Here is a 25,158-nt window from a genome sequence, read left to right as displayed (position 1 = left end):
GTTAGCCCATGGAGGCGGGTGAAGCCAAGCGTCGATCAGGGCCAGGCGCGGACTCAGGCCGCCTGCGTCATCTCTAGCGCGCCCGCAATCGCGGCAAGAAACTGGTCGGTGGCATTTTCCCATGTAAAGCCCGCGCCGAACGCCGCCGCCCCGCCCCGCGACAGGCCCAGCGCGCACGCCACCGCCGCGTCCAGATCATCGTCCAGCGCGGCGACAGGTTCGGGGGCAATCCCGCCCTCACCCCGCCCATCCGCGCCCAGAATATCGAGCGGTCCGGCCACCGGATAGGCCGCCACCGGCACCCCGCAGGCCAGCGCCTCGATGATGACCAGCCCGAATGTGTCGGTGCGGCTGGGAAACACAAAGCAGTCCGCCGCGCGATAGGCCGCGGCCAGCGCCGCGCCGCTCCTGGGGCCGAGGAAATGCACATGGGGGTATCGCCGCTGCATCTCGGCCAGCGCCGGGCCATCGCCCACCACCACCTTGCTGCCGGCGGTGTTCAGCTCGCAAAAGGCCTCAAGGTTCTTTTCCGGCGCCACCCGGCCCACGTTCAGCAGGATCGGGCGCGGCAGATCGGCCATATCCGCCGCCACCGGCCCATCGGCGGTGAACTGGGAATGGTCGATCCCCCGGCTCCAGCGCCGCGTCTGGGTCAATCCGCGCGCGGCCAGTTCCACGTCAAGGCTGGGCGTGGCCACCATGATCGCGCGCGATGCGCCATGGAAACGCTGCATCACCGGCCAGAACCATTCCGCCGACAGCCCCGAACGCAGCGCCAGATATTCGGGAAACCGCGTGTGAAAGGCGCTGGTATAGGGCACCCCGCGCGCCCGGCACCAACCGCGCGCGGCCCAGCCGATCGGGCCTTCGGTGGCGATATGCACGATGTCGGGGCGATAGGTGTCGAGCATCCGCCGCGCATTGAAACGCGGCGCCACCGCCAGCCGGATCTGGGCATAGCCGGGCATCGGCATGGTCAGGAACCGGTCGGGGGTAATCATCTCTACCTCCGCCCCGCGCCCGCGCAAATGCTCGACCGTCGCGGCCAGCGTGCGCACCACGCCGTTGACCTGCGGAAACCACGCATCGCTGGCGATAGCGATCCGGGGGGCGATCCGGAGAGCGGTCACGCAGGCACGCCCACCGGCATCGCCTCTTGGGCCACCGGGGCCTTATCGGCGGCATTCTTCTTCAATTCGGCCAGCCAGTCGATGATGCTCATCTGGCCCGAAAAATCCTCGACCAGCGCGGTGCAGCTTTCCACCCAGTCGCCATCATTATAATAAGTGATCGCGCCGAACTGGCGGATTTCGGCCGAATGGATATGGCCGCATACCACACCGTCAACGCCCCGCTCGGCGGCGGCATGGGCCACGGCTTCCTCATAGCGGGTGATGAACTGGACCGCGTTCTTGACCCGCTTTTTCAGGTAAGCCGAGAGCGACCAATAGGGCAGATGCATCCGCCGCCGCACCGCGTTGAACGTGGTGTTGACCCGCAGCATCAGCTCATAGGCCTTGTCGCCAAGGAAGGCGAGCCAGCGGTGATAGAGCACGATGGCGTCAAACGCATCGCCATGCACCACCAGCAAGCGGCGCCCATCGGCCGTGGTGTGGATCGCATCGAGCAGCAGTTCCACCCCGCCAAAGGTCAGGCCCGCATAGGGGCGCAGCATCTCGTCATGGTTGCCGCAGATGAAGACCACCCGCGTGCCGCGATGCGCCATCTTCAGAATGCGGCGCAGCACCTCATTATGCGCGTCGGGCCAGTACCAGCCCTTTTTCAGCCGCCAGCCGTCGATAATGTCGCCCACCAGATAGAGCGTCTCGGTCTCCACCGAGCGCAGGAAGCTGACCAGCATATCGGCATTGCAGCCGCGCGTGCCCAGATGAACGTCGGAAATCCACACCGTGCGATAGCGCCGCTTGGGCCGCAGCCCCTTGGGATCGGGCGGTTCGGGCAGATCAAGCCATGAGGCGATCCCGCCCTTGGCCGAAACGACCGCCGCATCGCCGCCCAGCGCGCCGGGATTGCCCCCTTCGCCAAACAGAAAAGCGGTCTGGGCCGGATCGAGCCCCGAAGCAAAAGCAGCGCGCGCCATGGCATTTCCCCGATAGAACCCGTTGCGCGCGGATTATATCAGGCAAATTGCACCGCCATGACGGGGCCAAGTCAGAACTGTGACAGAGCCGCGATTACGGCAGATCAGCCGCAGTTTCCACGCTCAACCGATGCGGGGTCAGGCCCATCATCTCGGCCAGCACGCGCAGATCCTTGGCGCAGGCATCGGTATAGAGCGGGGCCATGGCGTGAGTCGTCGCCAGCACCAGCTTGCGCCCGGAAATGGTCAGCGAGGAGGCCTCCAGCACCTCGCCCGCCCCCGCGCAGAAGCGCCGCGCCAGCCGCGTGGCCATGCCCCAGATCACCGCCTCGCGCAGATCCTGCAACGGGGCCAGCCGGGGCAGTTCAGTGGGGATCTCGGCCTGACCGCTGTTGGCCAGCACGGCCATCGCGATCATCGCGCGCCCGGCCTCGTCCACGCCCAGCCAGCGTTTGCGCAGCGCCCATTGCGCGGCCTGTTCGGCGCGCAGATTGGGTTCGGAGCGCAAGGAGGCCAGCGCCAGCATCACCGCCGCGCGACGCAGATTGTCCGGCCCGGCATAGCCCAGCCGCGCGGTCCAGCGCGCCACCAGCTCGCCCGCCGAGGACAGGCCCGGCTGCTGCATCTCGACAAAGGCGATGACGCCCGCCAGCAAGGGGTCCTGCCCCGCCGTTTTCGCGCCCATCGCGCCCGCCAGCAAACCTTCGCGCAGGCCCCAGCCCGAGAACACCACACGCGAGGGATGCAATTCCTTGACCAATTGGCCCAACAAGGCCCCCGCATCGGCAAGGCTGGCCAGACGCGAGGCCGAAACACCGTTGATCGGGCTCAGCGCATTGCCCCGCGCCGTCTTGGACTGGAGCGCACGCACCGCCGAGAGCACTTCTTCGGGCGAGAGTTCATAGGCATGGGGATCGTCGATCGGCCAGTTCACCTGCTCCATGGCGAAGCGGGCAAAGGCGCGCAGCGATCCGCCCACCAGATAGAGCACCTGCCCCGAATGGGCGTCCCAGTCCTGACCTTTCAGCATACGGTGGATGCGGCGGGCGAATTTATCGTTCCCATCCGCCCGCAGCGCCGCCAGACGCAAAGTGCCCAAAGGCAGCGTCACGCCATGGGTGCAGCGCCCGCCGCCCTTGGCATCGCCCTCGATATCAATCAGTTCGAGCGAACCGCCGCCCAGATCCGCGACAATCCCGCAGGCGCCCGGAAAGGCCGAGAGCACGCCGCGCGCGCTGGCCACGGCCTCTTCCTCGCCCGAGAGCAGCCGGGGCGAGAGGCCAAGGGCGGCCACCTGTTCAAGAAATGCGCCGCCATTGGCCGCATCGCGCGCTGCCGCCGTCGCCACGGTCTGAACATCGTCCACCCCGCGCAGCTTGAGCACGATGGCAAAGCGCGCCAGCGCCGCCAGCGCCGTAGCCATGCCCTTGGCCGAGAGCATCCCGCTTTCGGCCACGCCCTTGCCCAGGCGCGCGGTGACCTTTTCATTGAACAGCACCACCGGCGCGCGCACCGGCCCGCCATAGATGACCAGACGCACGGTGTTCGAGCCGATGTCGATGATCGCGCGCTGATCCTGCGCGGACGGAAAAGAAGCGGGGAGGCGAATCATAGCGTTCCGTTTTACGCCCGGCCCCGGCGCAGCGCCAGTTTGGGCACCTTGCGCCCAGACCCCAGCGATGCCCCGCGCCCCGACAGCGAAGGATTGGTCATGAAATAGCGATGCGCGTTAAAGGGCTGCTCGCCCAGTTCGGCGCGGGTGTAATGGCCATCGGCGCCCAGCAGCCAGCTTTGCTCGCTGTCCAGCAGGTTGGCCATCATGACCTGATCGAGCACCTGATCGTGCACGGTCTTGTTGCGGATCGGCACCAGCACCTCGACGCGGCGGTCAAGGTTGCGGCTCATGCCGTCGGCGCTGGAAATGAACACGCGCGCGCGCGGATTGGGCAGCGCCGCCCCGCCCGCAAAGGCCCAGACGCGGGTATGCTCGAGAAAGCGCCCGATGATCGATTTGACCGTGATGTTTTCCGACAGACCCGGAATGCCGGGGCGCAGACAGCAGATGCCGCGCACCACCAGCCGCACCTCGACCCCGGCGCAGCTTGCCTCATAGAGCCGGTCGATGAGCTGGCTGTCGGTCAGCGAGTTGAGCTTGCCCCAGATCTGCGCCGGTTTGCCCGCGCGGGCATTGGCGATCTCGCGCTCGATGCTGCCATAGAGCCGTTCGCGCAAAGACACCGGCGCGACCGCCAGCAACGCGGTGCGGCGCGGCTCGACATAGCCGGTGATGAAGTTGAAGATCTGATTGGCGTCGCGCCCGATCGCCTGATCGGCGGTAAAATAGGACAGGTCGGTATAGATGCGGGCCGTGATCGGGTGGTAATTGCCGGTGCCGAAGTGGCAATAGGTGCGATAGACCTGCGCCCCGTCGCTGTCCTTTTCGCTGCGCACAACCATGCTGATCTTGGCGTGGGTTTTCCAGTCGACAAAGCCGTAGATCACCTGAACCCCGGCATTTTCAAGCTGGCTGGCCCAGTGCAGGTTCTGCTCCTCGTCGAACCGGGCCTTAAGTTCCACCACGGCGGTAACGGACTTGCCCGCCTCGGCCGCGGCGCACAGCGCGTTGATGATCGAGGATTGCTTGCCCGCACGATAGAGCGTCTGCTTGATCGCCACCACTTCCGGGTCTGCGGCGGCTTGCCGGAGGAAGTCGATGACGACCTCAAAGCTCTCATAGGGGTGGTGAACCACCAGATCCTTTTCGCGAATGGCCGAGAAAATATCGCCATCATGCTCAAGGATGCGTTCGGGATAGCGCGGCGAATAGGGCGCGAATTTCAGCTCGGGCCGCTTTTCATCGACGATGGCCGACAGGCCCGCCATGTCAATCGGCCCATGACTGCGGATGATGATCGCATGATCCAGCCGCAATTGATCGCGCAGCAATTGCTCGGCCTCGGGCAGGAAATCGCCCTGAAGCTGGAGCATGATGACGCTGCCCCGGCGGCGGCGCTGGATCGCGGTGCGGAAATAGCGCACCAGATCCTCGGCATCTTCCTCGATTTCGATGTCGCTGTCGCGCAGCACGCGGAACACGCCGTGGCCCAGCACCTGAAAACCGGGGAACAGGCTTTCCGCATTAAGCCAGATCACATCGGCGATCGAGACATAGGCCGCCTCATCATCGCCCGGAATGCGCACATAGCGCGGCAGGGCGGCGGGAATCAGCACCATTTCCATCACTTGCGCGCCATCGGCAATGCGCGTCAGGCTCATCATCACGCCCATGCCGCCATTGGTGACGAAGGGGAAAGGATGCGCCGGGTCGATGGCCTGCGGCGTGATGACGGGCAGGATGCGATCAAGGAAGTAATCCTTGAGCCAACGCGACTGCACCGGATCAAGGCTGCGCCCGCCCCGGTCGCCCACCACATGGATGCCCTCGCCCTCCAGCGCCTCGCGCAGTTCGAGCCAGATCTCCTGCTGCATCGCCTCCAGTCGCATCACCTCGTCGCGGATCGCGGCCAACTGGCGCGGCGGGGTCAGCCCGTCGATGGAAACTTCGGCAATATGGCGGCGCACCTGTCCGGCAAGCCCCGCCACGCGCACCATCAGGAATTCGTCGAGATTGTTGCCCGAAATCGAGAGAAACCGCAGCCTTTCGAGCAGCGGATATTCCATCCGCCGCGCCTCTTCCAGCACGCGCTGGTTAAAGGTCAGCCACGAGAGTTCGCGGTTGAAGAAGCGGTCGGGAATGGCCTTGATCGCGGCCAGATCGCTGCTGATGGGCGGGGTTTCGGCAACAGAAGCGGCAAGAGCGTCCATGATATTCCTCGACAAGGTGGGCAGGCACAGGCCCGCCCTCCCGACATAAGGTTACACTAGGATGACAGGGGAATGCCGCAAGGGCAATAATGCCCCTTTATCCCCGCCCGCGATAGGAAGCGACGCCTTGCTCTGGCACCCACAGTCCCTCGGGCGCGGGCCCCGATTGCCAGAACACGTCGATGGGGATGCCCCCGCGCGGATACCAATAGCCCCCGATGCGCAGCCATTTCGGGCGCATTTCATCAAACAGGCGCTGGCCGATGCCCACCGTCACATCCTCGTGGAAACCGGCATGATTGCGGAACGAGCCAAGAAACAGTTTCAGCGACTTGCTCTCCACAATCGTCTGATCAGGGGCATAGTCGATGACAATATGGGCAAAGTCGGGCTGGCCCGTGACGGGGCAGAGCGAGGTAAACTCGGGCGCGGCAAAGCGCGTCAGATAGAGGCTGCCCACGCGCGGATTGGGCACATAATCGAGCACCGCCTCGTCGGGCGATGCGGGCAGGCCGGTGTTCTGGCCAAGGAATTTGGGGGCAAGCGGCGCGTCATGGGAATTGCTCATGCCACCCCCATGCCACCGCCGCGCGCCCGAGACAAGCGGGCAGGCGGACAGGTGCGCAAGGGGGCCGCCATCCAGGGTTAAGGCTTTGAACAAATCCGTATAGGTGCAAGCCCCAGCTAGGATTAGCCCTCGCCCCGGCTTATCCCTCGGCTAACCCGTTTGGAGCGACAATGGGGCAATGCGCAAACTGTTCAGATCCGGCCGGACCCCATGGGCCGCGCCAATCCGCCTGAGCGGAACGGCGGGCGGATTGGCGGCGTCCGTTCTGCTGGGCGCCGCGAGCGCTCAGGCGCAATCGCTCGACGTTTTCGGCACGCCCCCGGCCCCAACGGCCACGGCCAGCAGCGCATCCACGCCCAAGGGTCCGCAAATCGTTCCCGTGTTCAAGGACCCGGTCGGCAAAATCCCCGTCACCTGGACACCCCGCCCCAGCCCGCCGCCCACACGCAGCGATCCCCCTCGCGCGGCGGCTCCGCGTGTTCAGGCCAAAGAAAACATCCCCGCCGAAACGCCCCGCCTCCGCATCGCCCATGCGGCGCCCCCGGTCGCACGCGCCGCGCCGGTTGCACCTGCTTCGGCCGCAGTTCCGGTTGCCCCCGCTCCAGTAGCCAAAGCCACGCCCGTGGCCACGCCCGCTCCGGCTATTCAGGCGTCGCCCGCCCCGCCGCGCGCCGCCGCGCCACGTCCGGCGGCCCCGGTTTCGGCGAGCGCGCCATGGCGTGACAGGCTCTATCCGATCGGCATCGGGGTCGGGCTGGCTCTGGAACTGGGCGCGTTGTGGCTGATCCTGCGCTGGCGGGCGCGGCGGAAAAGGCGGGAGCAGGGCGACGCCACACCCGAACCCAGCCCCGTCAAACGCCCCGCTCAGCACCGCGCCGCGCCGTCTGATCCCGCAGGCGATGAGGACCATGCCGCCACCATCGCGCGCATGTTCGATGAGGCCGTTGAGGCAGAGGCAGCGCAAGCCCCCGCGCCGACCGCAGAGCGCCCGCTCGCATCCTCCTTTCCCGCGGCCTATGCCGATGCACAGACCGCGCCCAAGTCGCCCATCACCAGAGCCGCGACCACAGAAATCCCGCGCCAGCCGGCCCACGCGGCCGCCCAAGCCTTTCCCGCCGATGCCCCAACGCCCGAAGCCATCACCATCGCGTCAAGGCCGGAGCCCGAGACAACGCCGCCAACGCGCGGCGTGTTCAAGCCATCGCCCCTGTTCAACCGCATCCAGCCCGCCGAACCGGCCAGGCCCGTGCCCATCGCCCCGCCCGATCCGCTGGCCATAGGCTTTGAGGCGCTGCGTTTGAGCACAAGCGCATCGCGGATCGAATTGCGGTTCCGCGTCACGCTGCGCAACGATGGCGCAGGGCCGCTCGGCCCGATTCGGGTGGACAGTTGCATGAGCACACCCGAGGGCGATCTGCCCCATACCGCGCTGGCGCACAGTCTGGCCACGCTGATGCCGGGCGAAGAGGCCGCGATTGCCGAGGAATGGCGCGTGCCGCTGGCCAAACTGCCTGCTTTGCGGCTTGGCGCAATGCGTTTGCTGGTCGGGGCGGCGCGAATCTTTGCCACGGTCGAGGGCGCGGCGGCCCATCCTTTTCAGGACCGCACATTTTTGATCGGCTTGCCGGAGGAAGGGGGGCGGCTGGTGCCGATTCCGCTGGATGGCGGGGCGCATTTATACGACAATCTGCTGGTGCAAAGCATTGCACACGAGTAGGGATAGAGCAGCCTTTCGCACTTGCAATATAATGCTTTAGTTCAATACAAACTTCATAGCAGCGCGTTTCCCGACAAAACCGTTTGCGTCGATCACAATTCGAGCCTAGATTTTTCGCTTTCGCAGCGAAGGAGGAGCGCCGGCGAATGGAAAGCCTGGTGACAACCCAGTGGCTGGCTGATGACATGGAGGCGTGCGATCTGCGCATCGTCGACGCCAGCAGCCACCTGCCCGACGCGGGGCGCAACGCGAAGGATGAATATGAAACCGGGCATATCCCCGGTGCGGTGTTCATGGATCTGGCCGATCTGGCCGATCCGGGGGCGCGGATCGAAAACACCCTGCCCGGCCCGGAACGTTTCGCCAGCCGGATGCAGTCGCTTGGCCTTGGCGATGGCAGCCGCATCGTGCTTTACGACGATTCAGCCATCCACAGTGCGGCACGCGCATGGTTCATGCTCAAACTGTTCGGGGCGCAGAATGTGGCGATCCTGGATGGCGGCCTTGCCAAATGGCATGCCGAGGCGCGCAAGGTGGAGGAAGGCGACAAGAAATTGCGCCACCGCCATTACACCGCATGGCAGGCCTCCGAAAAGCTGCGCGACAAGCTCTCCGTGCTGGCCAATATCGGCACGCGGGCGGAACAGGTGGTCGATGCACGCGGCGCCGCGCGTTTCGCGGGCAGCGCGCCCGAGCCGCGCCCCGGCATGGCGGCGGGCCATATTCCCGGCGCTTTCAATGTGCCCTATACGCTGATGTATCGGCCCGACGGCACGTTCAAGGACGCCAAGGGCATCCGCGAGGCATTTGTAAGCGCGGGCGTCGATCTGTCCCGCCCGATCATCGCTTCTTGCGGCAGCGGGATCACCGCCTGCGTACTGATTTTCGCGCTGCATCTGATCGGCAAGGAAGATGTCGCGCTCTATGACGGCAGCTGGGCCGAATGGGGCGCCGATCCCGCTATGCCCAAGGAAACCGGACCGGCGCAATATAACGCCGCCAGTCTGAAAACCGGGGCCTGACGATTTGACCGCACCGGGCGTTTCGGTGCGGCAAATTGTCCCTATTTGCAAACTCAACTTTTCGTTGGGCAAAAAAACGGCCAGAGCATCGCCATGGCCAAGAACATCGACACATCAGCCCTGCACACCGACACGCAACTGACGCTGGCAGGTCGCCGCCCGGAATGGACCGGGATCGAAAACCACCCCTCCGCCGTGGTGACGCCCGCCGTGTGGCGCGCCTCGACGCATCTCTATCCCGATATGGCGGCGCTGCGCGCGGGCCATGCCTATAATGAGGATGGGCGGTTCTATTACGGCCGTCGCGGCGCGCCGACGCAATGGGCGCTGGCCGAGGCGCTGACCCAGATCGAGCCGGGCGCGGCGGGCACGGTGCTTTATCCCAGCGGTCTGGCGGCGATTTCGGGCGTGCTGCTGGCGGTGTTGAAACCGGGCGATGTGCTGCTGATGACCGACAATGCCTATGAGCCGAGTCGGACGCTGGGCAATGGCATCCTGAAGACCATCGGCGTGGAAACCCGCTGGTTCGACCCCACCGACATCGCCAGTTTCGAGGCCGCGATCTGCGAGCGCACCGCCGCCGTCCTGCTCGAATCGCCCGGCAGCCTGACCATCGACGTGCAGGACGTGCCCGCCATCGCCGCGATCTGCCGCGACCGGGGCATCACCAGCATCATCGACAACACATGGGCCAGCCCGCTCGGTTTTGCCCCCCTGCCCCATGGCATCGACATCACGCTGATGGCGCTGACCAAGCACGCGGGCGGTCACAGCGATGTGATGATGGGCAGCGCCAGCGCAGGCCCCGAATGGTACGACCGCCTGCGCCGCCACGCCCAACAGATGGGCACCGTGGTCAGCCCCGATGACGCGGCACTGGTGCTGCGGGGCCTGCGCACACTCTCGCTCCGGCTGGAACGTGAAACGGCCAGCGCGCTGACCATTGCCGGATGGCTCGCGCAGCGGCCCGAGGTGGCGAAAGTGCTGTGCCCGATGCTGCCGGGCGCGCCGGGGCATGATCTGTGGCGCCGCGATTTCACCGGAGGCTGCGGGTTGTTCAGCTTTGTCCTGCGCGGGGGCAGCAGCGCGGCGCGCGATGCGTTGATCGATGCGCTCTCGCTCTTCGGGATCGGCTATTCATGGGGCGGGTTTGAAAGCCTGGCCACCCCGCTTGATCCTGCTCGCGTGCGTACGGCCAGCGTCTGGCCTTTGGCGGGGATGGAGGCGGAGGACCGCTTTGGCGTGCGGCTGTCAATCGGACTGGAGGATCCGCGTGATCTGATCGCGGATCTGGAGCAGGCTTTGGGGGTTTGGGCGGCCCAAAGGTAAAAAAATGTGCCTCCGGCGGGCAAAGGGACTCGGTCCCTTTGCAATCCCATTAATGAGATTTTTTAGCCGGGATCGGCGCGGATGGGACCATTTTATAAAGCCTGCGGCGCGGCGGGGTTGCGCTGATAGGCGCCGCAGGCTTTAAAATTCAGACGCCGCGCGCAACACACAACCCCGCCCTCATAGCGCAACGCCGACATTAACGGGATTGCAAAGGGCCCCTGCCCTTTGCCCGCCGGAGGCAAAAACTCTCCCCTTTAATCCACCCACTCCCGCGCCAAAAACCGCCCCCCCGCCATCATCAGAACGGCGGCCAGCAGATAGAACCCCAGCCCCAGCAGGATCGCATGGCGCAGGGCATCATCGCCATAGGCGGGCGTCAGCATATCCGAGAGCTTGCCGATGGTGAGCGAGCCGAGGCCAACGCCGATCAGATTGTTAATCAAGAGAAAGCTGGCCGAGGCGGTCGCGCGCATCGGGGCGGGCACGAGATGCTGCACCGCCGTCAGCACCGGGCCGAGCCAGAGATAGACCAGCGCCTGAGGCGCAAGGAAAAGCCAGAAAGCGATCTGGGCCGAACCGGAATAGAGCCCGGCGGCAAACAGCGGCACGCCCAGCAGGAAGGACACCGCCGGCAGCCAGCCATAGGCCGCGCGGCTGCGCCCGCCCAGCCAGTCGGCAAACACGCCGCCCGCCATCACCCCTACTGTGCCGCCGATCAGCAGCAGCAGGCCGAAGAACTGCGAGGTCTGCACCAGATCCAGCCCGAACGAACGCCGCATCAGCGAGGGCAGCCAGAAGGCCAGCCCATAGCCCATCATCGAGCAGGACCCCGCGCCAAAGCCCAGCAGCCAGAAGCTGCGCTTGACGGCAAGGATACGCAGAACATCGAGCAGGGCGGGCGCCTTGACGCTCTCAGCCTTGGGCGGATCGCGCACCAGCAGGCCGAACAAAGGCGTGAACACCAGCCCCGCCAGCCCCACACCCAGAAAGGCCGCGCGCCAGTTGACCGCCGCCGCGACATAGCCGCCCAGCAGCACCCCCGCCGCCGAACCGAGCGGAATGCCCAGCGAATAGACTGCCAGCGCCCGCGCTCGTTGGTGGGCCGGGAATGTGTCGGAAATCAATGCATAAGAGGGCGCAACGCCCCCCGCCTCGCCCACGCCCACGCCAAGGCGGCACACAAACATGGCCCAAAAGCCCGAGACCACGCCGCACAGAGCGGTAAAGGCGCTCCACACCGCCAACGAGGCTGCAATCACCCGCGTCCGGCCCCGCCGGTCCGCCAGCCAGGCCAGCGGCAGGCCCATCGTGGAATAGAGCAGCGCAAAGGCAAAACCGCCCAGCGCGCCCAGTTGCGTATCGGTCAGATGCAGATCGGCCTTGATCGGCCCGGCCAGAATGCCAAGGATCTGGCGGTCAATGAAATTGAACGTATAGACCACCAGCAGCATGGCCAGCACAAATATCGGCTTTTGCGTGGCCGGGTTTTTCCGGGTCGCGGGGTCGGACATGTTTCTCTCCCAAGGGGCCTTGCGCATGTCCGGTAAACCTTGCGGGGTAAACCTTGCGCTTTGGGCCTGCTTGGGCATAATAGTGAAAAATGAATCACGCTTCAAATTAGAAAGCGGCAAGAGCGATGTCTGATACGAAAAACACCCCGGCGCCCGCCCCCGTTCCCGGTGCGAACAAGGTGCCCAAGACCGAGCGCGGGCGGCGCACCTTGCGCGCGCTGCTCAATGCCGCGGCCGAGGAATTTGGCGAAAAGGGCTTTCACGACGCCGCGATCAGCCAGATCACCGCGCGCGCTGGCGTGGCCACGGGCAGCTTTTACGTCTATTTCGACAGCAAGGAAGCGATTTTTCAGGCCCTTGTGCGCGATCTTTCGGGTCAGGTGAAGGATTTCGTCGCCCCGCGCATTGCCGCCGCCCCGGACCAGATCGCCGCCGAACAGGCGGGCCAGCTCGCCTATCTGGAGTTCGTCCGCCAGCATAAAGAGATCTATCGCATCATCGACGAATCCGAATTCGTCGATCCGGCCGCCTATCGCGAACATTACACCAAATCGGCCACCCGCATCGCCTCCCGCCTGCAATCGGCGATGGAGCGCGGCGAGATCAGCGATGGCGATTGCGAGGTGCGGGCCTGGGCGCTGATGGGCATCAACGTGTTCCTCGGCCTGCGCTACGGCGTGTGGGGCGATGAGGCGCCCGAGGATGTCGTGCGCGAGGCGGGGCGCTTCATCACCGAGGGCCTCGCGCGGCGGGAGGAAAAGCCATGAACGACCATGTCACCCGCCACTGGCGCAGCGCCGAGGGGCTGAACCTGTTTGCCCGCGATTATGCCGGGGCGGGCGGCGAGGCGCGCCTGCCGGTGGTCTGCCTGCATGGCCTGACCCGCAATTCGCGCGATTTCGAAAATGTCTCGCCATGGATCGCGGCGCGGCAAAGGCGGGTGCTGGCGCTGGACATGCGCGGGCGCGGCCATTCCGAGCGCGACCCGGCAGAAAATTATGACATCGCCACCTATGTCGCGGACATCACCGCGCTGTTGGCGCAATTGGGGATTGGCCGGGCGATCTTTGTCGGCACCTCGATGGGCGGGCTGATCACGGTGGAACTGGGCACGCTCTATCCCGAACTGGTGGCAGGGGCGGTGATCAATGACATCGGGCCGCAGCTTTCGATGGTGGGGCTGGGCCGGATCGCGGGCTATGTGGGCCAGGGCAAACCCCTGCCCGACTGGCAGGCCGCCGCCGACGCCTGCGCGGCGATGAACGCCGATGTGTTTGCCCATTACGGCCCCGCCGACTGGATGGCCATGGCCCGCCGACTGTTCCGCGAGGAAGGCGGACAGGTCATCGCCGATTACGATCCCGGCATCGCCCGCGCGCTGGCCCGCATCGTGGCCGATCCGGACCCGTGGGGCAAATGGCACCGTTTTGCCGATGCGCGGCCCGTGCTGGTGCTGCGCGGGACGGTGACCGATCTGCTGGACGCGGATGTGGCGCAGGCAATGGTGGCGGGCAAGCCGCGCGCTGTTCTGGCCCCGGTGGCGGGCGTTGGCCATGCGCCGATGATGGATGAGCCGGATGCGCGGGAGGCGATGGGGCGATTTTTTGATCAGGTGGATTAAGGGGTAAATGCGAGGGACGGTTTTTAAAGAGCCGATTTGTCGAGACAAATCGGTTGGCCCCTCGCGCTCCCGTTACTGTCTTCGTTGCGCTATAAGTTCGGCGTTTTGTGTCGGACGCGGCCTTAGAAAAATTAAAGCCTGCGGCGCCATTAAACAGCGCCGCAGGCTTTTGTTTTTCATGTTCGAGACACCAAGTCGGTCCATCCGGCACCACCCCATTATCGGGATTGCAAAGGGACTGAGTCCCTTTGCCCGCCGGAGGCATCCCTTCCCTTCTCCTTAGAAATTCACCGTAGCCGTCGCAAACACCTGCCGCGGATTGCCCCAATAGGTGGTCAACACGCCTTCCTTGCCCAGCGTGGGGATCAGCGCGCCGCCCGCTGTATAGGTCAGCGCCCCGGTGGTGGGATTGGCCGCGACATAGGTGTAGCCGGAGGTCTTGTAGCGCTTGTCGGCGAGGTTCTTGCCATAAACGCCCAGCGTCCAGCGGCCGCCCGGCGCGCGATAGACGAGGCTGGCGTCGAAGAGCGCATAGGCAGGCTGGTCGAGATAGGGGTTGGGAATTTCGAACTGATAGGTCGTGCTCTTCCACGAGACGCCGCCCGACAGGTCAAGCGAACCGGCGGGCACCGGAATCGCATAAGTGGCCGAGGCGTTGCCGGTCCATGAGGGCGTGTTCTGCACCTTGCGGTTGGCGGCCACATCGGTGGGCTGGCCCGCGATCAGCGTAATATATTGCAGATATTTGGCGTCGATATAGCCTAGCGAGCCATTGAGCGAAAGCGCCCCCAGCTTCAGCCGCGCCTCGGCTTCCACACCCTGCATCCGCGCCTTGCCCGCATTGGTCACTACGCCGCAGAAGCTGGGCAGACCGCTGACCGTACAAGCCAGCGAGCCGGGGATCTGCACATCGGTGTAATCCATGCGGAATGCGGCCAGATTGAGCGCCAGTTTGCGATCGAACAGCCGGGTTTTCAGGCCGATTTCATAGCTGTCCACCTTTTCCGGGCGGAAGCTGAGGAACTGGCCCTGACTGACCCCGGCGGGGGCATTGACGCCCACGCCGCGCGGGTCAAAACCGCCGCCCTTGAAGCCCTGGCTGAAGCTGGCGTAAATCGTGTTGTTCGGATCCGGCCGCCAGTTGAGCGACACGCGCGGGGTGAATTTGGTATAGCTGGCGCTGCCCAGGAAATTGGTGCTGGGGGCGCCAAAGGGCGTTCCCGCCCCGCCGAATGTGGGCGAACCGCCGCCCAGATAATTCTGACGCAGGATCTGGGCATAGCGCTTGTCCCAGGTATAGCGCCCGCCCGCCTCGATGCTGATCTGGTCGGTGATGTCATAGGACATGTTGACGAAACCGGCCATCGTGTCGGTGCGGATATTGGCGTCGGTGTAGGCGGTAAAGCCGGGCAGCGTGGTGAACAGGCGCACGTCAAACTGGGTCAGCGCCGTGGCATAGAGGTAATAGAAACCCGCCATGCCGTTGAAACGGCCCTTGCTGTAAAGCACCTGAAGCTCCTGGCTCCATTGCTTATTGCGGTAATAGGCAGGTACATCGACGTCCTGCGAGGCGGTGGCGTCAAAGTCGATGGGCGAGGCCGAATCGTCCTTGCGGAAGGCGGTGATCGAACGCAGCGTCAGCGCCTCGGTCGGCTTGGCCTCAAGGAAGAGCGACCAGCCCCATGCCTTCACATCCTGCTTGGGGCTGTTGAGCCCCGCCTGCGTGTCGAACACATTGGCCAGCACCGGGGCGCCGCTGTACTGGCCCGGAATCTCGCGGTGGCCGCCGCGCGGGTTCGACATGTCATGGGTGTAATCACCGGTCAGGCGGGCGAAGATCTTGTCGCCATGCACCTCGATCGTGCCGCGTCCGGCCCAGATGTCCTTGTTATAATTCGACAAGCCCGTGGTCAGATTGCGCCCGAAACCGCCGCGCGTCAGCCGGGCCAGCGTGCCGCTGGCGCGGATCAACCCGTCCTTGGTGATCGGGCTGCTGATCGTGGCGACGCCATCGGCTTGGTCATAGCTGCCATAAGTGCCGCGCAGACCCAGATGCAGCTTGTCGTCGATCTTTTTCGTCACATATTTGATCGCGCCGCCAATGGTGTTGCGGCCGTAAAGCGTGCCCTGCGGCCCGCGCAGCACTTCGACGCGCTCGACATCGTAAATGTCCAGCACGGCAGCCTGCGGGCGGTTGAGATAGACGTCATCGAGATAGATGCCCACGCCCTGTTCAAAGCCCGAAACGGGGTCCTGCTGGCCCACGCCGCGGATGAAGGCCGAGAGCGTCGAATTGGTCCCGCGCGAAGGCTCCAGCGTCACGTTGGGTACTTCATCGGCCAGCGAGGTGATATCGGCAAAACCCTTGGCGGCCAATTGGTCGCCGGTCAGCGCGGTCATGGTGATCGGCACGTTGTTGAGCGATTCATTGCGGCGGCGGGCGGTAACGATGATGTCGCCATTGCTCGCGCCTTGCTGGGCCATAGCGGGCGCGGGCAGCGCGCCGATGGCCACGCTGGCCATCAAAAGGACGGCGGACGGACGGATGCTCTTGCGGGCGTTCAGGGCCATGTTCCTCTCCTTGCGCGGCGATCTTTTGCGCCGGCGTCTGAAGGGGACAATATTGAAAGGTGAACCGCCTTTCAACTTTGAATTACGGGCACACCGAAAAAGCCCGCAAAAGCGTTGCCAAGGCGCAACATGAAAAGTGGTTCAGGTGTTCTCGCGCGGGCCTGCGGGCCGCTTGGGGCTGCGCCCCAGCATCGCGCCGATATAAAGATGCTGGACCAGAATATAGCCCACGATGGTCATCGGCGCGGCCAGCAGAACCCCCGGCGGACCAAACAAGGTGCCTGTGGCGATCACCGTGAAAAGCAGCACGACCGGCGGCAGATCAACCGAGCTTTTCTGCACCATCGGCTGCACCACATGGCCCTGAATCTGCTGAACCAGCACAAACAGGCCGATGGTCCACAGGCCCGTGGACGGGCTGGCCGAAAAGCCGACCAGCACGCCGGGAATCGCGGCCAGCACTGGCCCCAGATAGGGAATGAAATCAAACGCCCCGGCCAGTATCGCCAGAGCATAGGCCGAGGGCACCTGCAACAGCAGCAACCCCACCAGCGTCAGCACCGCGATGAACAGGCTGGAGGCCATTTGCCCCTTGAGCCACAATTGCAGTCCGCGCCCGCAATCATCGAGCGCGTCGGCCATCAGGCTTTCGACCGAGCGGGGCAGCAGGCGCAGCACCCCGCCGCGATAGAACGCCGGATCGGCGGCAAAGAAGATGCCCCCCACAAACACCACCGCGACATCGGCGACCACCCCGCCCACCGAGATCACGAAACCGCTGGCCCGCTGAAAGATCGAGGACAATTGCTCACGCGCCACCTTGGCCATTTCGGACAGGTTATAGTCGATATGCCAATGGTCGAGATAGGCCTGCGCGGCATCCACCGCCTGCGGCAACTGGCGGCCCAGTTCGACAAACTGGCCCGAAACCAGCCCGCCGAACATCCAGCCCAGCCCCGCAAAAATCGCCAGCAGGGACAGCACCGCCAACCCCACCGCCGCCCCGTCGCCCAGCCGCAGGCGCAGAAAATGCCCCGCCAGCGAGCGCAGCACGACGGCCACCACCACCGAGGCAAACACCAGAATCAGCAGATAGGACAATTCCACCACCAGCGCCGCCAGCGCCACGATGAACAGCAAGGCCAGCGCCTTGCGGGTAAAGGCAATCAGATCATCGTCGCGCATGGAGCCCCGTGACTATTGGTGTATTTCCCGGTGCTTATGCCACAGCATCGCGCCAAGACACGAGTTTTATCAGGCCCGGCAGCGCAAATGGTCGACCAGCGCCTCGGCTGCAGCGGCAATTTCGCTCCATGCCGCGGCGAAATCCTCGGCCCCGCCATAATAGGGATCGGCCACCGAATGGCCCTCGCGCCCCGGCAGATGGTCGAGCAGCAGCGCCAGCCGGGCCGAGGCATCGGCCGGGGCCAGACGGCGCAGGTCGGCCAGATTGGCCTCGTCCAGCGCGATGATATGGCTGAAATGCCGGAAATCGGCGCGCTCGACCTGGCGTGCGCGCAATCGGGTGATGTCCACACCATGCCTTGCGGCCTCGGCGCGGGCGCGCGGATCGGGCGCTTCGCCAATGTGCCAGCCGCCGGTCCCGGCCGAATCGACATGCACGGCAAAGCCCGCCCGCGAGGCAGCGGCGCGAAACGCGCCCTCGGCCAAAGGCGAGCGGCAAATATTGCCCAAACAGACAAAAAGGACTGAGGCTTCCGACACCATTGAGGCGCAGATTAACCGCGATTCCGGCCCTTGTCACTCGCCGCGAGGCGCAGAATCGTGCGATTTGTTAAATTGTGGTCCCAATTCGGGACGGGCGCGGAAAGTCTTACCTAAAAGGTTGGATACGCGTTCTACAAAAACCAGACAGGCGAAACCTCGCACCCATGCGCCTGATGCAAGATCTCGCCCATCGAGCATTGCCAATATCGCCCCGCCTGCTTCAGGACGACTTTGGCGTCAATAACTCAATTCACGAAGTAGACAATAGGCCAGCGACAAAGCGCACAGCACTTTCGACGAATGGAGTGGCCCTGGAAAAAGCCCCCGTGTGCCGGGGCGAGACGCGATGCAAACAGGCGCTTTTCATCGCGCCAAACCCCGTCTAGGCCCCGAATCGTGACCCAATCCGCCCCCCTCCATCCGGTGCAGATGCGCCATCCCGATCTGACCCGCCTGGTCGAGTATTTCTATGGTCAGGCGCGTCAGGACCCAATGCTCGCGCCGGTCTTTGCGCGGATCACCGACTGGCCCCACCATTTCCGCGCGCTGACCGCCTTTTGGGCCACGCAGTTGCGCGGGCGCGGCCTTTATCGCGGCGCGCCCATCGCCGTACATCACGCCATGAAGGACCAGTTGAACCCGGCCATGTTCGACCGTTGGCTGGCCTTGTGGGACGCCTCCACCGCGCAGGTGATGGAGCCGCAGGATGCCGCCGCCCTGCAGGCCCATGCCCGCCGCATCGCCGCGGTGATGCAGAAGGCGATTTTCGAGTGAACGCCGCCCTGTGGGCCATGCTGGGCTGTTTTCTGGCCGGGATCGGCGCGCGCGACCAAATGCTGGTGGCGGCGTTGACCGCGCGGCTGGGGCGTCATGGCGGCCTGCTGATGATGGGGGCGATCACGGGCGCGCTGGCCTGTGCATTTGCAGCATGGTTTTCCGGCGAGATGGCCGCGCAGATGACCTATCCCGCGCGGCTGGTGCTGGCCTGTTTCGCGCTGATCGCGGCGGGCGGCGAAGCGTTAATATTTCGTCCCCGCTTCAAGGCCAAGGAACCGACCCGCTCGCTGTTCGCCGCCGCGCTGGTTTTGCTGATGCATCAGGCGGCCGATGCGGCACGGTTCATCGTGCTGGCCGTGGCGCTGGTGGGCGATGCGCCGATCCCGGCGGCGGCGGGCGGCGCGGTGGGCACGGGCTTTGCGCTGTTGCTGGGGTGGCTGGCCTCGGAGGCGATGCTGGACGCGCAGGGCGGGATTGTCCAGATCCGGCGCTGGGCGGGCGCGGTGCTGCTGGGGCTGGGTGTGGGCCTGTCGGGATGGATATGGTTGGGATTTAACGGCTAATCATCCCGATCACGCGCCAGATAAATCGCCCCAACCAATTACAATGGCCACATTGATCCATTTTTCCAATTGAACCAAACGCGCTAGACATCCCTTAACACAGCAAGGCCCCAATGCTGCGAGGCCTGATATTCAGCAAGGGATGCGCAAGATGAACGATCACAACGCCAAGACCGCCCTCACCCACAGCCTCAACGGCTTGCTGGCCGATCTCTTCACGCTCTATCTGAAAACCAAGAATTTTCATTGGCATGTCAAAGGACCGCAATTCCGCGACCTGCACCTCCTGTTCGATGAGCAGGCTGGCGCGATCTTTGCGCTGACCGATATTGTGGCCGAAAGGGTGCGCAAGAACGGCGGCGCGGCGCTGACCGGGATCGGCGCGATCGCCTCGGCCTCGCGCATTGCCGATCAGCCGCGCGCGGACCTGAGCGCGCAGGAGATGATTGCCGAATTGCGCGATGACAATATCCGCCTTGTCGAAGCGATCCGCGAGGTCAAGTCCGCCGCCGGCGCGGCAGGCGACAATGCCACCGAAGGCTTTGCCGATGACTGGACCGATCAGGCCGAAACCCGCGTGTGGTTTCTCTCCAGCCTGTTGGGCTGAAAAAGCGGCTCTGCCCGCCGCCCCGCGGGCAGAGCCTTTGCAGGATCAGATCTTCTTGACGATGCGACGCAGCGACTGCGTCATCATGTTCACCTTTTCCTTCTTGGTGATGTATTTCCAGGCGCCGTTCTTGCCCGCGCGGAACACATCCATTTCCGCACGCGAAGAGGTCAGCACCACGGAGGGAAAATCGACCTGAATCCGCGCCTTGAGATCGGCCAGCAAGGCAAAGCCGTTCATGCGCGGCATCGAGAGATCAACCAGCGCCAGATGCGGTACAAAGTTGCGCGCATCGACGATTTCCAATGCCTCAATCCCGTCAATGGCCCGGACGACCGATTTGACCTTGGGAATGTTCTTGAGCGCCTCAAGGATGATATAAGCATCGGCATCGTCATCTTCGACCAGAAGAATATCGATGCGTGCTTCATCCGTGCCGGCGGTCTTTTCCTGAACAGGATTGGGGCTTGCTTCTGGATTACGTTCCTTTTCAGCAACATTGGAAAGACGATCGTTCAAAACATGCTCAACCAGCATTACTTCCTCCATAAGCCCCCGATTAGATCAGGTGCGAAAAGGCGAACCGGCTATTTGCTGCCAATCCGCTATTTCGCATAAACAAAACCTATCTCTTTCTGATTATTATGTCCTTATGTAAGACTTAGTAAAATATACTCAGTTTACAATTTGTTCACGTCCCCGATTCTTGTTAACACAATCAATTGCATCGATTTACCATCGCAAAAGCGCCATCGATCAAGCCGGTCGAGATTGGATCAATTCTTATCGAATTCTGGCGTCATTACTTAGGGATGTCCCCTGATTTATGTGTCGATGCATAGGTTTGCATCCACACTCCGCCGCTTTGCCCTTGTCGCCGGCGTTTGCTATTCACCGTTCATGCCCCATGTCATCATCAACCAAGGCGCCAGCGACAGCGCCATCGCCGACTGGCTTGCCCAGCATCTGTCCGACGCACTTGCAGCACATTCTGGCGAAATCGCCATTTCGCTGCCAGGAGGATCGACTCCGTTTCCGATCCTTGCGGAATTGGCGCGTCAGGGCCTGCCTTTTGATCGAATCGCGGTCTGGCCGGGCGATGATCGCGTGGTGCCCGAGGATCATGCCGCCTCCAATGTCGGCCGCATCCGCGCCGCACTTGAACCTCTGGGCGCGCGCATCGTCCCGCTGGTCGAGGGCGCAGAGCCTCCGCGTTTCGCGCTGGTGTGGCTGGGCATGGGGCTCGACGGCCATATCGCCTCGCTCTTTCCCAACACCGACCCCCGGCCCGATGCCCCGGCGCGCGTGCTGCGCCTGACCCCCGATCCTCTGCCGCCCGAGGCGCCCTTTGACCGCCTTTCCCTGACCATCCCCAGCCTTGTCGCCACCGAGGCGCTGCTGTTCGTGGCGCGCGGTGCGGAAAAGGAAGCGATTCTGCGCGCGGCCATCGCTGGCGAACATGATCTGCCGGTGGCCCGCCTGCTGAACGCGGCGCAGGCGCCCGTCACCTGCTTTACCTGATGCCTGCAGGCGCGCCATGCTCGGCCTGATCGCCGAGGCGATCCTGGCGCGCCTGCCCGCGCCGCTGCACCGGGTCGCGTTGCGCGGGGCGCATGGGCTGCGCAAGACATGGTGGCGGGTCCGGCGGCCCAATCTCGAAGGCTGCCGGATCCTCGCGCTCGATGAAGCCGGGCGCGTGCTGCTGGTGCGCCATTCCTATGGCAGGCCCGACTGGATGCCTCCCGGCGGCGGCCTGAAACGCGGCGAAGACCCGATCCCGGCCTCCCTGCGCGAATTTTCCGAAGAGTTGGGCTGCGCCCTGATCGACGCGCGCCTGGTCGATGTGGTGCAAGACAGGCTGCACGGCGCGGGCAACAAGGTGCATATCGTGGTGGGCCGGTGCCTTGACACACCCCGGCCTGATCTGCGCGAAATCACCCATGCGGCGTTTTTTGCCCCCGATGCCCTGCCCGAAGATTTGATGCCGGCCCTGCGCGGGCGGATCGAGGTTTGGGTGTTGGGTGAAGAACAGAAGGGATAGATGCGAGGGATGAGTCCCTCGCATTCAGCCTTCCTTCTAAAACAACACCATCTGCCCCCCGCCCTCAACCGGCGGCGGCGCCTCTGCCGCCTCAAAGCCCGATAGCGTCAGCCCCATCAACCGCACCGCCAAGGGCAGAGGCAACAGATCGTCGAGCAACTCCCGCGCGATACCGGCAAATTCCTCGCGCCCGTCGACAAAACGGTCCAGCGTGCGCGAATGGGTGCGGATCGAGAAATCGGACAGGCGCAGTTTGAGCGTCACCGTCCGCCCCTGCGCCTTCGCCTTTTCAATATCTTGCCAGACCATCTCGATGATCCCCTCCAGCACTTGCCGCAGGCCCGGCCCGGTGGAAATGTCGCGGTCAAAGGTCCGCTCGCCGCCAAGGGATTTGCGCGGTCGGTTGGGCTTGACCGCGCGCAGGTCGATCGCCCGCGCCGCGCGATAGAGGTAATCGGCCAGCGACCCGAAATGCTCGCGCAAAAACGCAATGTCGCGCGCGCGCAGGTCCGCCCCCGTCTCGATCCCCAGCGCTGCCATCTTCTCCGCCCCGCGCGGACCCACCCCGTGAAACCGCCGAACCGGCAGCGCGGCGACAAAATCCGCCCCCTCGCCCGGCCGGATCACGCATAATCCGTCGGGCTTGTTCTGGTCGCTGGCGATTTTGGCGAGGAATTTGTTGTAGCTGACCCCGGCGCTGGCGGTCAGGCCGGTTTCCGCCTTGATGCGCGCGCGGATCAGCTCGGCAATGCGCGTCGCGCTGCCGATGCCTTTGATATCCTGCGTCACGTCCAGATAGGCCTCGTCCATCGCCAGCGGTTCGACGAGCGGCGTATATTCGCGGAAAATCGCGCGGATCTGCTGCGAGACCGCGCGATAGGCCTCAAACCGCGGCGGTTTGAAGATCAGCGCAGGGCACAGCCGCGCCGCGACCACGCTGGGCTGGGCCGAGCGGACGCCGAATTTGCGCGCCTCATAGCTGGCCGCGGCCACCACGCCGCGCTCGCGGCTGCCCCCCACGGCCACGGGCAGACCGCGCAGTGAAGGATCATCGCGCTGCTCAACGCTGGCAAAGAAGGCGTCCATATCGACATGGATGATCTTGCGCAGACCGGGCGCGCTGATTTCCTCATCCTGATGCGGGGCCGATTCCATGGATGCACAATAATGCCCCGGCGCGCATTTGGCACCGGGGCATCGCGGGATTTGAACATAAAAAGAACAAATCAGCGCTGGGCCAGCTTGCTTTCCTTCAGCTTGGCCGCAAAATGGGTGGTGGCCTTGTCCAGCGCCTCTTCGCGGCAGGTTTCGTAAAGGGCACGGGCCTTGAGCCGGTCGGGCAGGTCGGACATTTCATCGCACACCATATTGGCGGCGGTGGCCAGACGCTTGCGCATCACATGGCGGCCCTGCTCGGTCGAAAGGTCGAGATCGGCATAGGAGACCCGGATGGTCGGCGCATCGCCTTCCAGCTTTTCAAAGGTCACCGGAACAGACATGGTGGAGGAAGCAGGCGCGGCCGCATGGGCGGGCATGACGAAGGTGAACGTGGCAAGGCCCAGCGCGGCGGTGGTGGCAAAGCTCAGGGCAAAGGGGCTGAGAGCGGTGGTGCGGAAGATGGACATGGTCGGTATCCTTCTGATCAATTGTTGGCGTGGTTCAAACCGGCTCTGACCGGATGCCAGAAGGATTGCAGGGGGCGTGCCAATTTTAAAAAATATCTATATTTCTGATGTTTAAAAATTTTCGCCCAAAGTCACCCCTTGAAATCTGCCAAATCATCCGCATATATTCCCACTTATCAGCGTAATTTTCACCATGCGATTTGTTCACGCCGGGGCTAGCCATTTTGGCGTCATGCGGCCATGGTGGCCCCATGACTTCTCCTTCCCCCGGGCCTGCCGACAAGAAGATCGGCGGGCTGGAATTCATTCTCCTCATGGGTCTGGTACAGGCGCTGCAAGCGCTGGCGGTGGACTCGATGCTGCCCGCGCTTGGCGAAATGGCGCGCGAACTGGGCTCGCGCGATCCCAACGAGCGTCAGCTTGTCGTGGGCGTTTTCCTGATCTTCAGCGGTCTTGGCTGCCTGGTGCCCGGCGCGCTGGCGGATCGCTTTGGCCGCCGCCCGGTGCTGCTGGGCTGTATCGCGGCCTATGTGACCTGTTCGGCGGCTTGCGGTCTGGTAAAAAATTTCCAGCAATTGCTGGTGCTGCGCGCGATGGTGGGCTTTGCCTGCTCGGGGCTGGCGGTGCTGCCCGCCGCGATCATCCGCGATCTGCATGAAGGCGACCGGATGGCGCGGATGCAATCGACCGTCTCGATGGTCTTCATGATCGTGCCGATGATCGCGCCCAGCGTGGGCCAGGCGATCCTGCTGATGGCAAGCTGGCGCTGGATCTTTGGCGTGATGGCGCTGATGGGCACGGCGCTGGCGATCTGGATCTCGCTGCGCCTGCCTGAAACGCTGCGCCGCGAATATCGCCAGCCGATCAGCCTGCCCAACATCGGCCGCTCGATGATCGAGGTGACGACCACCCGCGCGGCGCTGGGCTATGTGTTCGGCATGGCGCTGATCCAGTCGGCCATGTTCGGCTATATCAACTCGTGCCAGCAATTGGTGGGCGAGCATTTCGGGGCCGGAACGCGCTTTCCGCTGATCTTTGCGGGCATGGCGATGGTGATGGCCTGCACCAATTTCATCAATTCGCGCATCGTCATGCGGTTTGGCGCCCGCCGGGTCAGCCATACCGCGCTGGTCGTCTATATCGCCACCAGCGCGCTGCAATTCTATATGGCGACGCGCCCGGATGAGACGCTGTGGCAATTCGTGCCGATGATGACGCTGAACATGTGCCTGCTGGGCTTTCTGGGGGCCAATTTCTCTTCGATCGCGCTCCAGCCCTTTGCCCGCAAGGCGGGGGCGGCCTCCTCGGCACAGGCATTCATCCGCATGGTGCTGGCCTCATGGCTGGGCGCGCTGATCGGGCAGGCGTTTGACGGCACGGCGCGGCCTTTGGCGGCGGCGCTGCTGACGGCGGGCTGCGGCTGCCTCGCCCTGATCCTTTACAGCGAGAAGGGCGAATTGTTCCGCCGCCGCAATCCTCCCGGCACCACCTATCCCATTGCCTGAACGGGCGGCCGGAAATTCCAGGCGACCACGCCCCTTTGCATTTT

Annotated in this window: 23 protein-coding genes; 11 read left to right on the top strand and 12 right to left on the bottom strand. The window is 64.2% G+C overall.

Annotation, left to right across the window (positions count from 1 at the left end; translation table 11 throughout):
- Positions 1–53: 53 nt before the first annotated feature.
- From FHW92_RS05710 to queF, 5 genes are all read right to left on the bottom strand, one after another.
- Positions 54–1,130, bottom strand: coding sequence for a glycosyltransferase family 1 protein (locus FHW92_RS05710; RefSeq protein ID WP_349237648.1), 1,077 nt, complete (start codon positions 1,128–1,130; stop codon positions 54–56).
- On the bottom strand, positions 1,127–2,101 hold the full coding sequence (locus FHW92_RS05705; RefSeq protein ID WP_168602304.1) for a UDP-2,3-diacylglucosamine diphosphatase: 975 nt from the start codon (positions 2,099–2,101) through the stop codon (positions 1,127–1,129). Before FHW92_RS05705 ends, FHW92_RS05710 begins: the two co-directional genes overlap by 4 nt.
- A 94-nt stretch (positions 2,102–2,195) precedes the next feature.
- On the bottom strand, positions 2,196–3,713 hold the full coding sequence (locus FHW92_RS05700; RefSeq protein ID WP_168602303.1) for an exopolyphosphatase: 1,518 nt from the start codon (positions 3,711–3,713) through the stop codon (positions 2,196–2,198).
- Between the two features lie 11 nt (positions 3,714–3,724).
- Entirely contained in the window at positions 3,725–5,926 is a 2,202-nt protein-coding gene (locus FHW92_RS05695) for an RNA degradosome polyphosphate kinase (RefSeq protein WP_168602302.1), read from the bottom strand.
- Positions 5,927–6,023: 97 nt separating this feature from the next.
- Positions 6,024–6,494 carry a preQ(1) synthase gene (queF, locus tag FHW92_RS05690; protein ID WP_168602301.1) on the bottom strand — a complete coding sequence of 157 codons (471 nt, stop codon included), beginning with the start codon at positions 6,492–6,494 and terminating at the stop codon, positions 6,024–6,026.
- A gap of 178 nt (positions 6,495–6,672) precedes the next feature.
- Here queF and FHW92_RS05685 point away from each other — a divergent pair, with 178 nt between their 5' ends.
- From FHW92_RS05685 to metC, 3 genes are all read left to right on the top strand, one after another.
- Positions 6,673–8,211: a hypothetical protein gene (locus tag FHW92_RS05685; protein ID WP_168602300.1), complete on the top strand. Its 1,539-nt coding sequence runs from the start codon at positions 6,673–6,675 to the stop codon at positions 8,209–8,211.
- A 146-nt stretch (positions 8,212–8,357) separates the two neighbouring features.
- On the top strand, positions 8,358–9,233 hold the full coding sequence (sseA, locus tag FHW92_RS05680; RefSeq protein ID WP_168602299.1) for a 3-mercaptopyruvate sulfurtransferase: 876 nt from the start codon (positions 8,358–8,360) through the stop codon (positions 9,231–9,233).
- Positions 9,234–9,326: 93 nt separating this feature from the next.
- Positions 9,327–10,562 (top strand): cystathionine beta-lyase, encoded by a 1,236-nt coding sequence (gene metC / locus FHW92_RS05675; protein ID WP_168602298.1) that lies wholly within the window; start codon positions 9,327–9,329, stop codon positions 10,560–10,562.
- A gap of 257 nt (positions 10,563–10,819) precedes the next feature.
- On the opposite strand, the gene FHW92_RS05670 is transcribed toward metC, so the two are convergent.
- Positions 10,820–12,076: an MFS transporter gene (locus FHW92_RS05670; RefSeq protein ID WP_168602297.1), complete on the bottom strand. Its 1,257-nt coding sequence runs from the start codon at positions 12,074–12,076 to the stop codon at positions 10,820–10,822.
- 125 nt (positions 12,077–12,201) lie between these two features.
- Between FHW92_RS05670 and FHW92_RS05665 the strand changes: the two genes are divergently transcribed.
- A complete protein-coding gene (locus tag FHW92_RS05665) occupies positions 12,202–12,843 on the top strand; it encodes a TetR/AcrR family transcriptional regulator (protein ID WP_168602296.1) in 642 nt (213 codons plus the stop codon).
- On the top strand, positions 12,840–13,697 hold the full coding sequence (locus FHW92_RS05660) for an alpha/beta hydrolase (protein WP_168602295.1): 858 nt from the start codon (positions 12,840–12,842) through the stop codon (positions 13,695–13,697). The genes FHW92_RS05665 and FHW92_RS05660 overlap by 4 nt, the downstream gene beginning before the upstream one ends.
- A 279-nt stretch (positions 13,698–13,976) precedes the next feature.
- Here the strand turns inward: FHW92_RS05660 and FHW92_RS05655 are convergent, their stop codons facing one another.
- The 3 genes from FHW92_RS05655 to FHW92_RS05645 all read right to left on the bottom strand — a co-directional run bounded on the left by FHW92_RS05655 (position 13,977) and on the right by FHW92_RS05645 (position 17,996).
- On the bottom strand, positions 13,977–16,262 hold the full coding sequence (locus tag FHW92_RS05655) for a TonB-dependent receptor (protein WP_168602855.1): 2,286 nt from the start codon (positions 16,260–16,262) through the stop codon (positions 13,977–13,979).
- 147 nt (positions 16,263–16,409) lie between these two features.
- A complete protein-coding gene (locus tag FHW92_RS05650; protein WP_168602294.1) occupies positions 16,410–17,453 on the bottom strand; it encodes an AI-2E family transporter in 1,044 nt (347 codons plus the stop codon).
- A gap of 69 nt (positions 17,454–17,522) precedes the next feature.
- Positions 17,523–17,996 carry a low molecular weight protein-tyrosine-phosphatase gene (locus FHW92_RS05645; RefSeq protein WP_168602293.1) on the bottom strand — a complete coding sequence of 158 codons (474 nt, stop codon included), beginning with the start codon at positions 17,994–17,996 and terminating at the stop codon, positions 17,523–17,525.
- A 396-nt stretch (positions 17,997–18,392) separates the two neighbouring features.
- Between FHW92_RS05645 and FHW92_RS05640 the strand changes: the two genes are divergently transcribed.
- From FHW92_RS05640 to FHW92_RS05630, 3 genes are all read left to right on the top strand, one after another.
- Positions 18,393–18,770: a group III truncated hemoglobin gene (locus tag FHW92_RS05640; RefSeq protein ID WP_168602292.1), complete on the top strand. Its 378-nt coding sequence runs from the start codon at positions 18,393–18,395 to the stop codon at positions 18,768–18,770.
- Positions 18,767–19,336, top strand: a complete 570-nt coding sequence (locus tag FHW92_RS05635; protein ID WP_168602291.1) for a hypothetical protein — start codon at positions 18,767–18,769, stop codon at positions 19,334–19,336. Before FHW92_RS05640 ends, FHW92_RS05635 begins: the two co-directional genes overlap by 4 nt.
- A 151-nt stretch (positions 19,337–19,487) precedes the next feature.
- Positions 19,488–19,943 (top strand): DNA starvation/stationary phase protection protein, encoded by a 456-nt coding sequence (locus FHW92_RS05630; RefSeq protein WP_168602290.1) that lies wholly within the window; start codon positions 19,488–19,490, stop codon positions 19,941–19,943.
- Positions 19,944–19,988: 45 nt separating this feature from the next.
- Here the strand turns inward: FHW92_RS05630 and FHW92_RS05625 are convergent, their stop codons facing one another.
- On the bottom strand, positions 19,989–20,480 hold the full coding sequence (locus tag FHW92_RS05625) for a response regulator (RefSeq protein WP_168602289.1): 492 nt from the start codon (positions 20,478–20,480) through the stop codon (positions 19,989–19,991).
- Positions 20,481–20,843: 363 nt separating this feature from the next.
- Between FHW92_RS05625 and FHW92_RS05620 the strand changes: the two genes are divergently transcribed.
- The gene (locus tag FHW92_RS05620; protein ID WP_168602288.1) at positions 20,844–21,464 is read left to right on the top strand and encodes a 6-phosphogluconolactonase; all 621 of its coding nucleotides are present in this window, start codon (positions 20,844–20,846) and stop codon (positions 21,462–21,464) included.
- Positions 21,465–21,480: 16 nt separating this feature from the next.
- Positions 21,481–21,984, top strand: a complete 504-nt coding sequence (locus FHW92_RS05615; RefSeq protein ID WP_168602287.1) for an NUDIX domain-containing protein — start codon at positions 21,481–21,483, stop codon at positions 21,982–21,984.
- Between the two features lie 36 nt (positions 21,985–22,020).
- On the opposite strand, the gene dinB is transcribed toward FHW92_RS05615, so the two are convergent.
- Together dinB and FHW92_RS05605 are read right to left on the bottom strand one after the other, a co-directional pair.
- Positions 22,021–23,139, bottom strand: a complete 1,119-nt coding sequence (dinB, locus tag FHW92_RS05610) for a DNA polymerase IV (RefSeq protein WP_168602286.1) — start codon at positions 23,137–23,139, stop codon at positions 22,021–22,023.
- A 71-nt stretch (positions 23,140–23,210) separates the two neighbouring features.
- Positions 23,211–23,609 (bottom strand): UrcA family protein, encoded by a 399-nt coding sequence (locus tag FHW92_RS05605; RefSeq protein ID WP_168602285.1) that lies wholly within the window; start codon positions 23,607–23,609, stop codon positions 23,211–23,213.
- 251 nt (positions 23,610–23,860) lie between these two features.
- On the opposite strand from FHW92_RS05605, the gene FHW92_RS05600 reads away from it, so the two are divergent.
- Positions 23,861–25,114: a multidrug effflux MFS transporter gene (locus tag FHW92_RS05600; protein WP_168602284.1), complete on the top strand. Its 1,254-nt coding sequence runs from the start codon at positions 23,861–23,863 to the stop codon at positions 25,112–25,114.
- The last annotated feature ends 44 nt before the right edge of the window (positions 25,115–25,158 follow it).

The organism is Novosphingobium sp. SG707, from assembly GCF_012275515.1.
In the GTDB taxonomy this organism is placed as follows: domain Bacteria; phylum Pseudomonadota; class Alphaproteobacteria; order Sphingomonadales; family Sphingomonadaceae; genus Novosphingobium.
This window is presented reverse-complemented; position numbering and strand designations above follow the sequence as displayed.

Coding starts and splice junctions, on each gene's coding strand:
- FHW92_RS05705 (WP_168602304.1), bottom strand. CDS start 2,101: ATGGCGCGCGCTGCTTTTGCTTCGGGGCTCGATCCGGCCCAGACCGCT.
- FHW92_RS05700 (WP_168602303.1), bottom strand. CDS start 3,713: ATGATTCGCCTCCCCGCTTCTTTTCCGTCCGCGCAGGATCAGCGCGCG.
- FHW92_RS05695 (WP_168602302.1), bottom strand. CDS start 5,926: ATGGACGCTCTTGCCGCTTCTGTTGCCGAAACCCCGCCCATCAGCAGC.
- queF (WP_168602301.1), bottom strand. CDS start 6,494: ATGAGCAATTCCCATGACGCGCCGCTTGCCCCCAAATTCCTTGGCCAG.
- FHW92_RS05685 (WP_168602300.1), top strand. CDS start 6,673: ATGCGCAAACTGTTCAGATCCGGCCGGACCCCATGGGCCGCGCCAATC.
- sseA (WP_168602299.1), top strand. CDS start 8,358: ATGGAAAGCCTGGTGACAACCCAGTGGCTGGCTGATGACATGGAGGCG.
- metC (WP_168602298.1), top strand. CDS start 9,327: ATGGCCAAGAACATCGACACATCAGCCCTGCACACCGACACGCAACTG.
- FHW92_RS05670 (WP_168602297.1), bottom strand. CDS start 12,076: ATGTCCGACCCCGCGACCCGGAAAAACCCGGCCACGCAAAAGCCGATA.
- FHW92_RS05665 (WP_168602296.1), top strand. CDS start 12,202: ATGTCTGATACGAAAAACACCCCGGCGCCCGCCCCCGTTCCCGGTGCG.
- FHW92_RS05660 (WP_168602295.1), top strand. CDS start 12,840: ATGAACGACCATGTCACCCGCCACTGGCGCAGCGCCGAGGGGCTGAAC.
- FHW92_RS05650 (WP_168602294.1), bottom strand. CDS start 17,453: ATGCGCGACGATGATCTGATTGCCTTTACCCGCAAGGCGCTGGCCTTG.
- FHW92_RS05645 (WP_168602293.1), bottom strand. CDS start 17,996: ATGGTGTCGGAAGCCTCAGTCCTTTTTGTCTGTTTGGGCAATATTTGC.
- FHW92_RS05630 (WP_168602290.1), top strand. CDS start 19,488: ATGAACGATCACAACGCCAAGACCGCCCTCACCCACAGCCTCAACGGC.
- FHW92_RS05625 (WP_168602289.1), bottom strand. CDS start 20,480: ATGCTGGTTGAGCATGTTTTGAACGATCGTCTTTCCAATGTTGCTGAA.
- FHW92_RS05620 (WP_168602288.1), top strand. CDS start 20,844: ATGCCCCATGTCATCATCAACCAAGGCGCCAGCGACAGCGCCATCGCC.
- FHW92_RS05615 (WP_168602287.1), top strand. CDS start 21,481: ATGCTCGGCCTGATCGCCGAGGCGATCCTGGCGCGCCTGCCCGCGCCG.
- dinB (WP_168602286.1), bottom strand. CDS start 23,139: ATGGAATCGGCCCCGCATCAGGATGAGGAAATCAGCGCGCCCGGTCTG.
- FHW92_RS05605 (WP_168602285.1), bottom strand. CDS start 23,609: ATGTCCATCTTCCGCACCACCGCTCTCAGCCCCTTTGCCCTGAGCTTT.
- FHW92_RS05600 (WP_168602284.1), top strand. CDS start 23,861: ATGACTTCTCCTTCCCCCGGGCCTGCCGACAAGAAGATCGGCGGGCTG.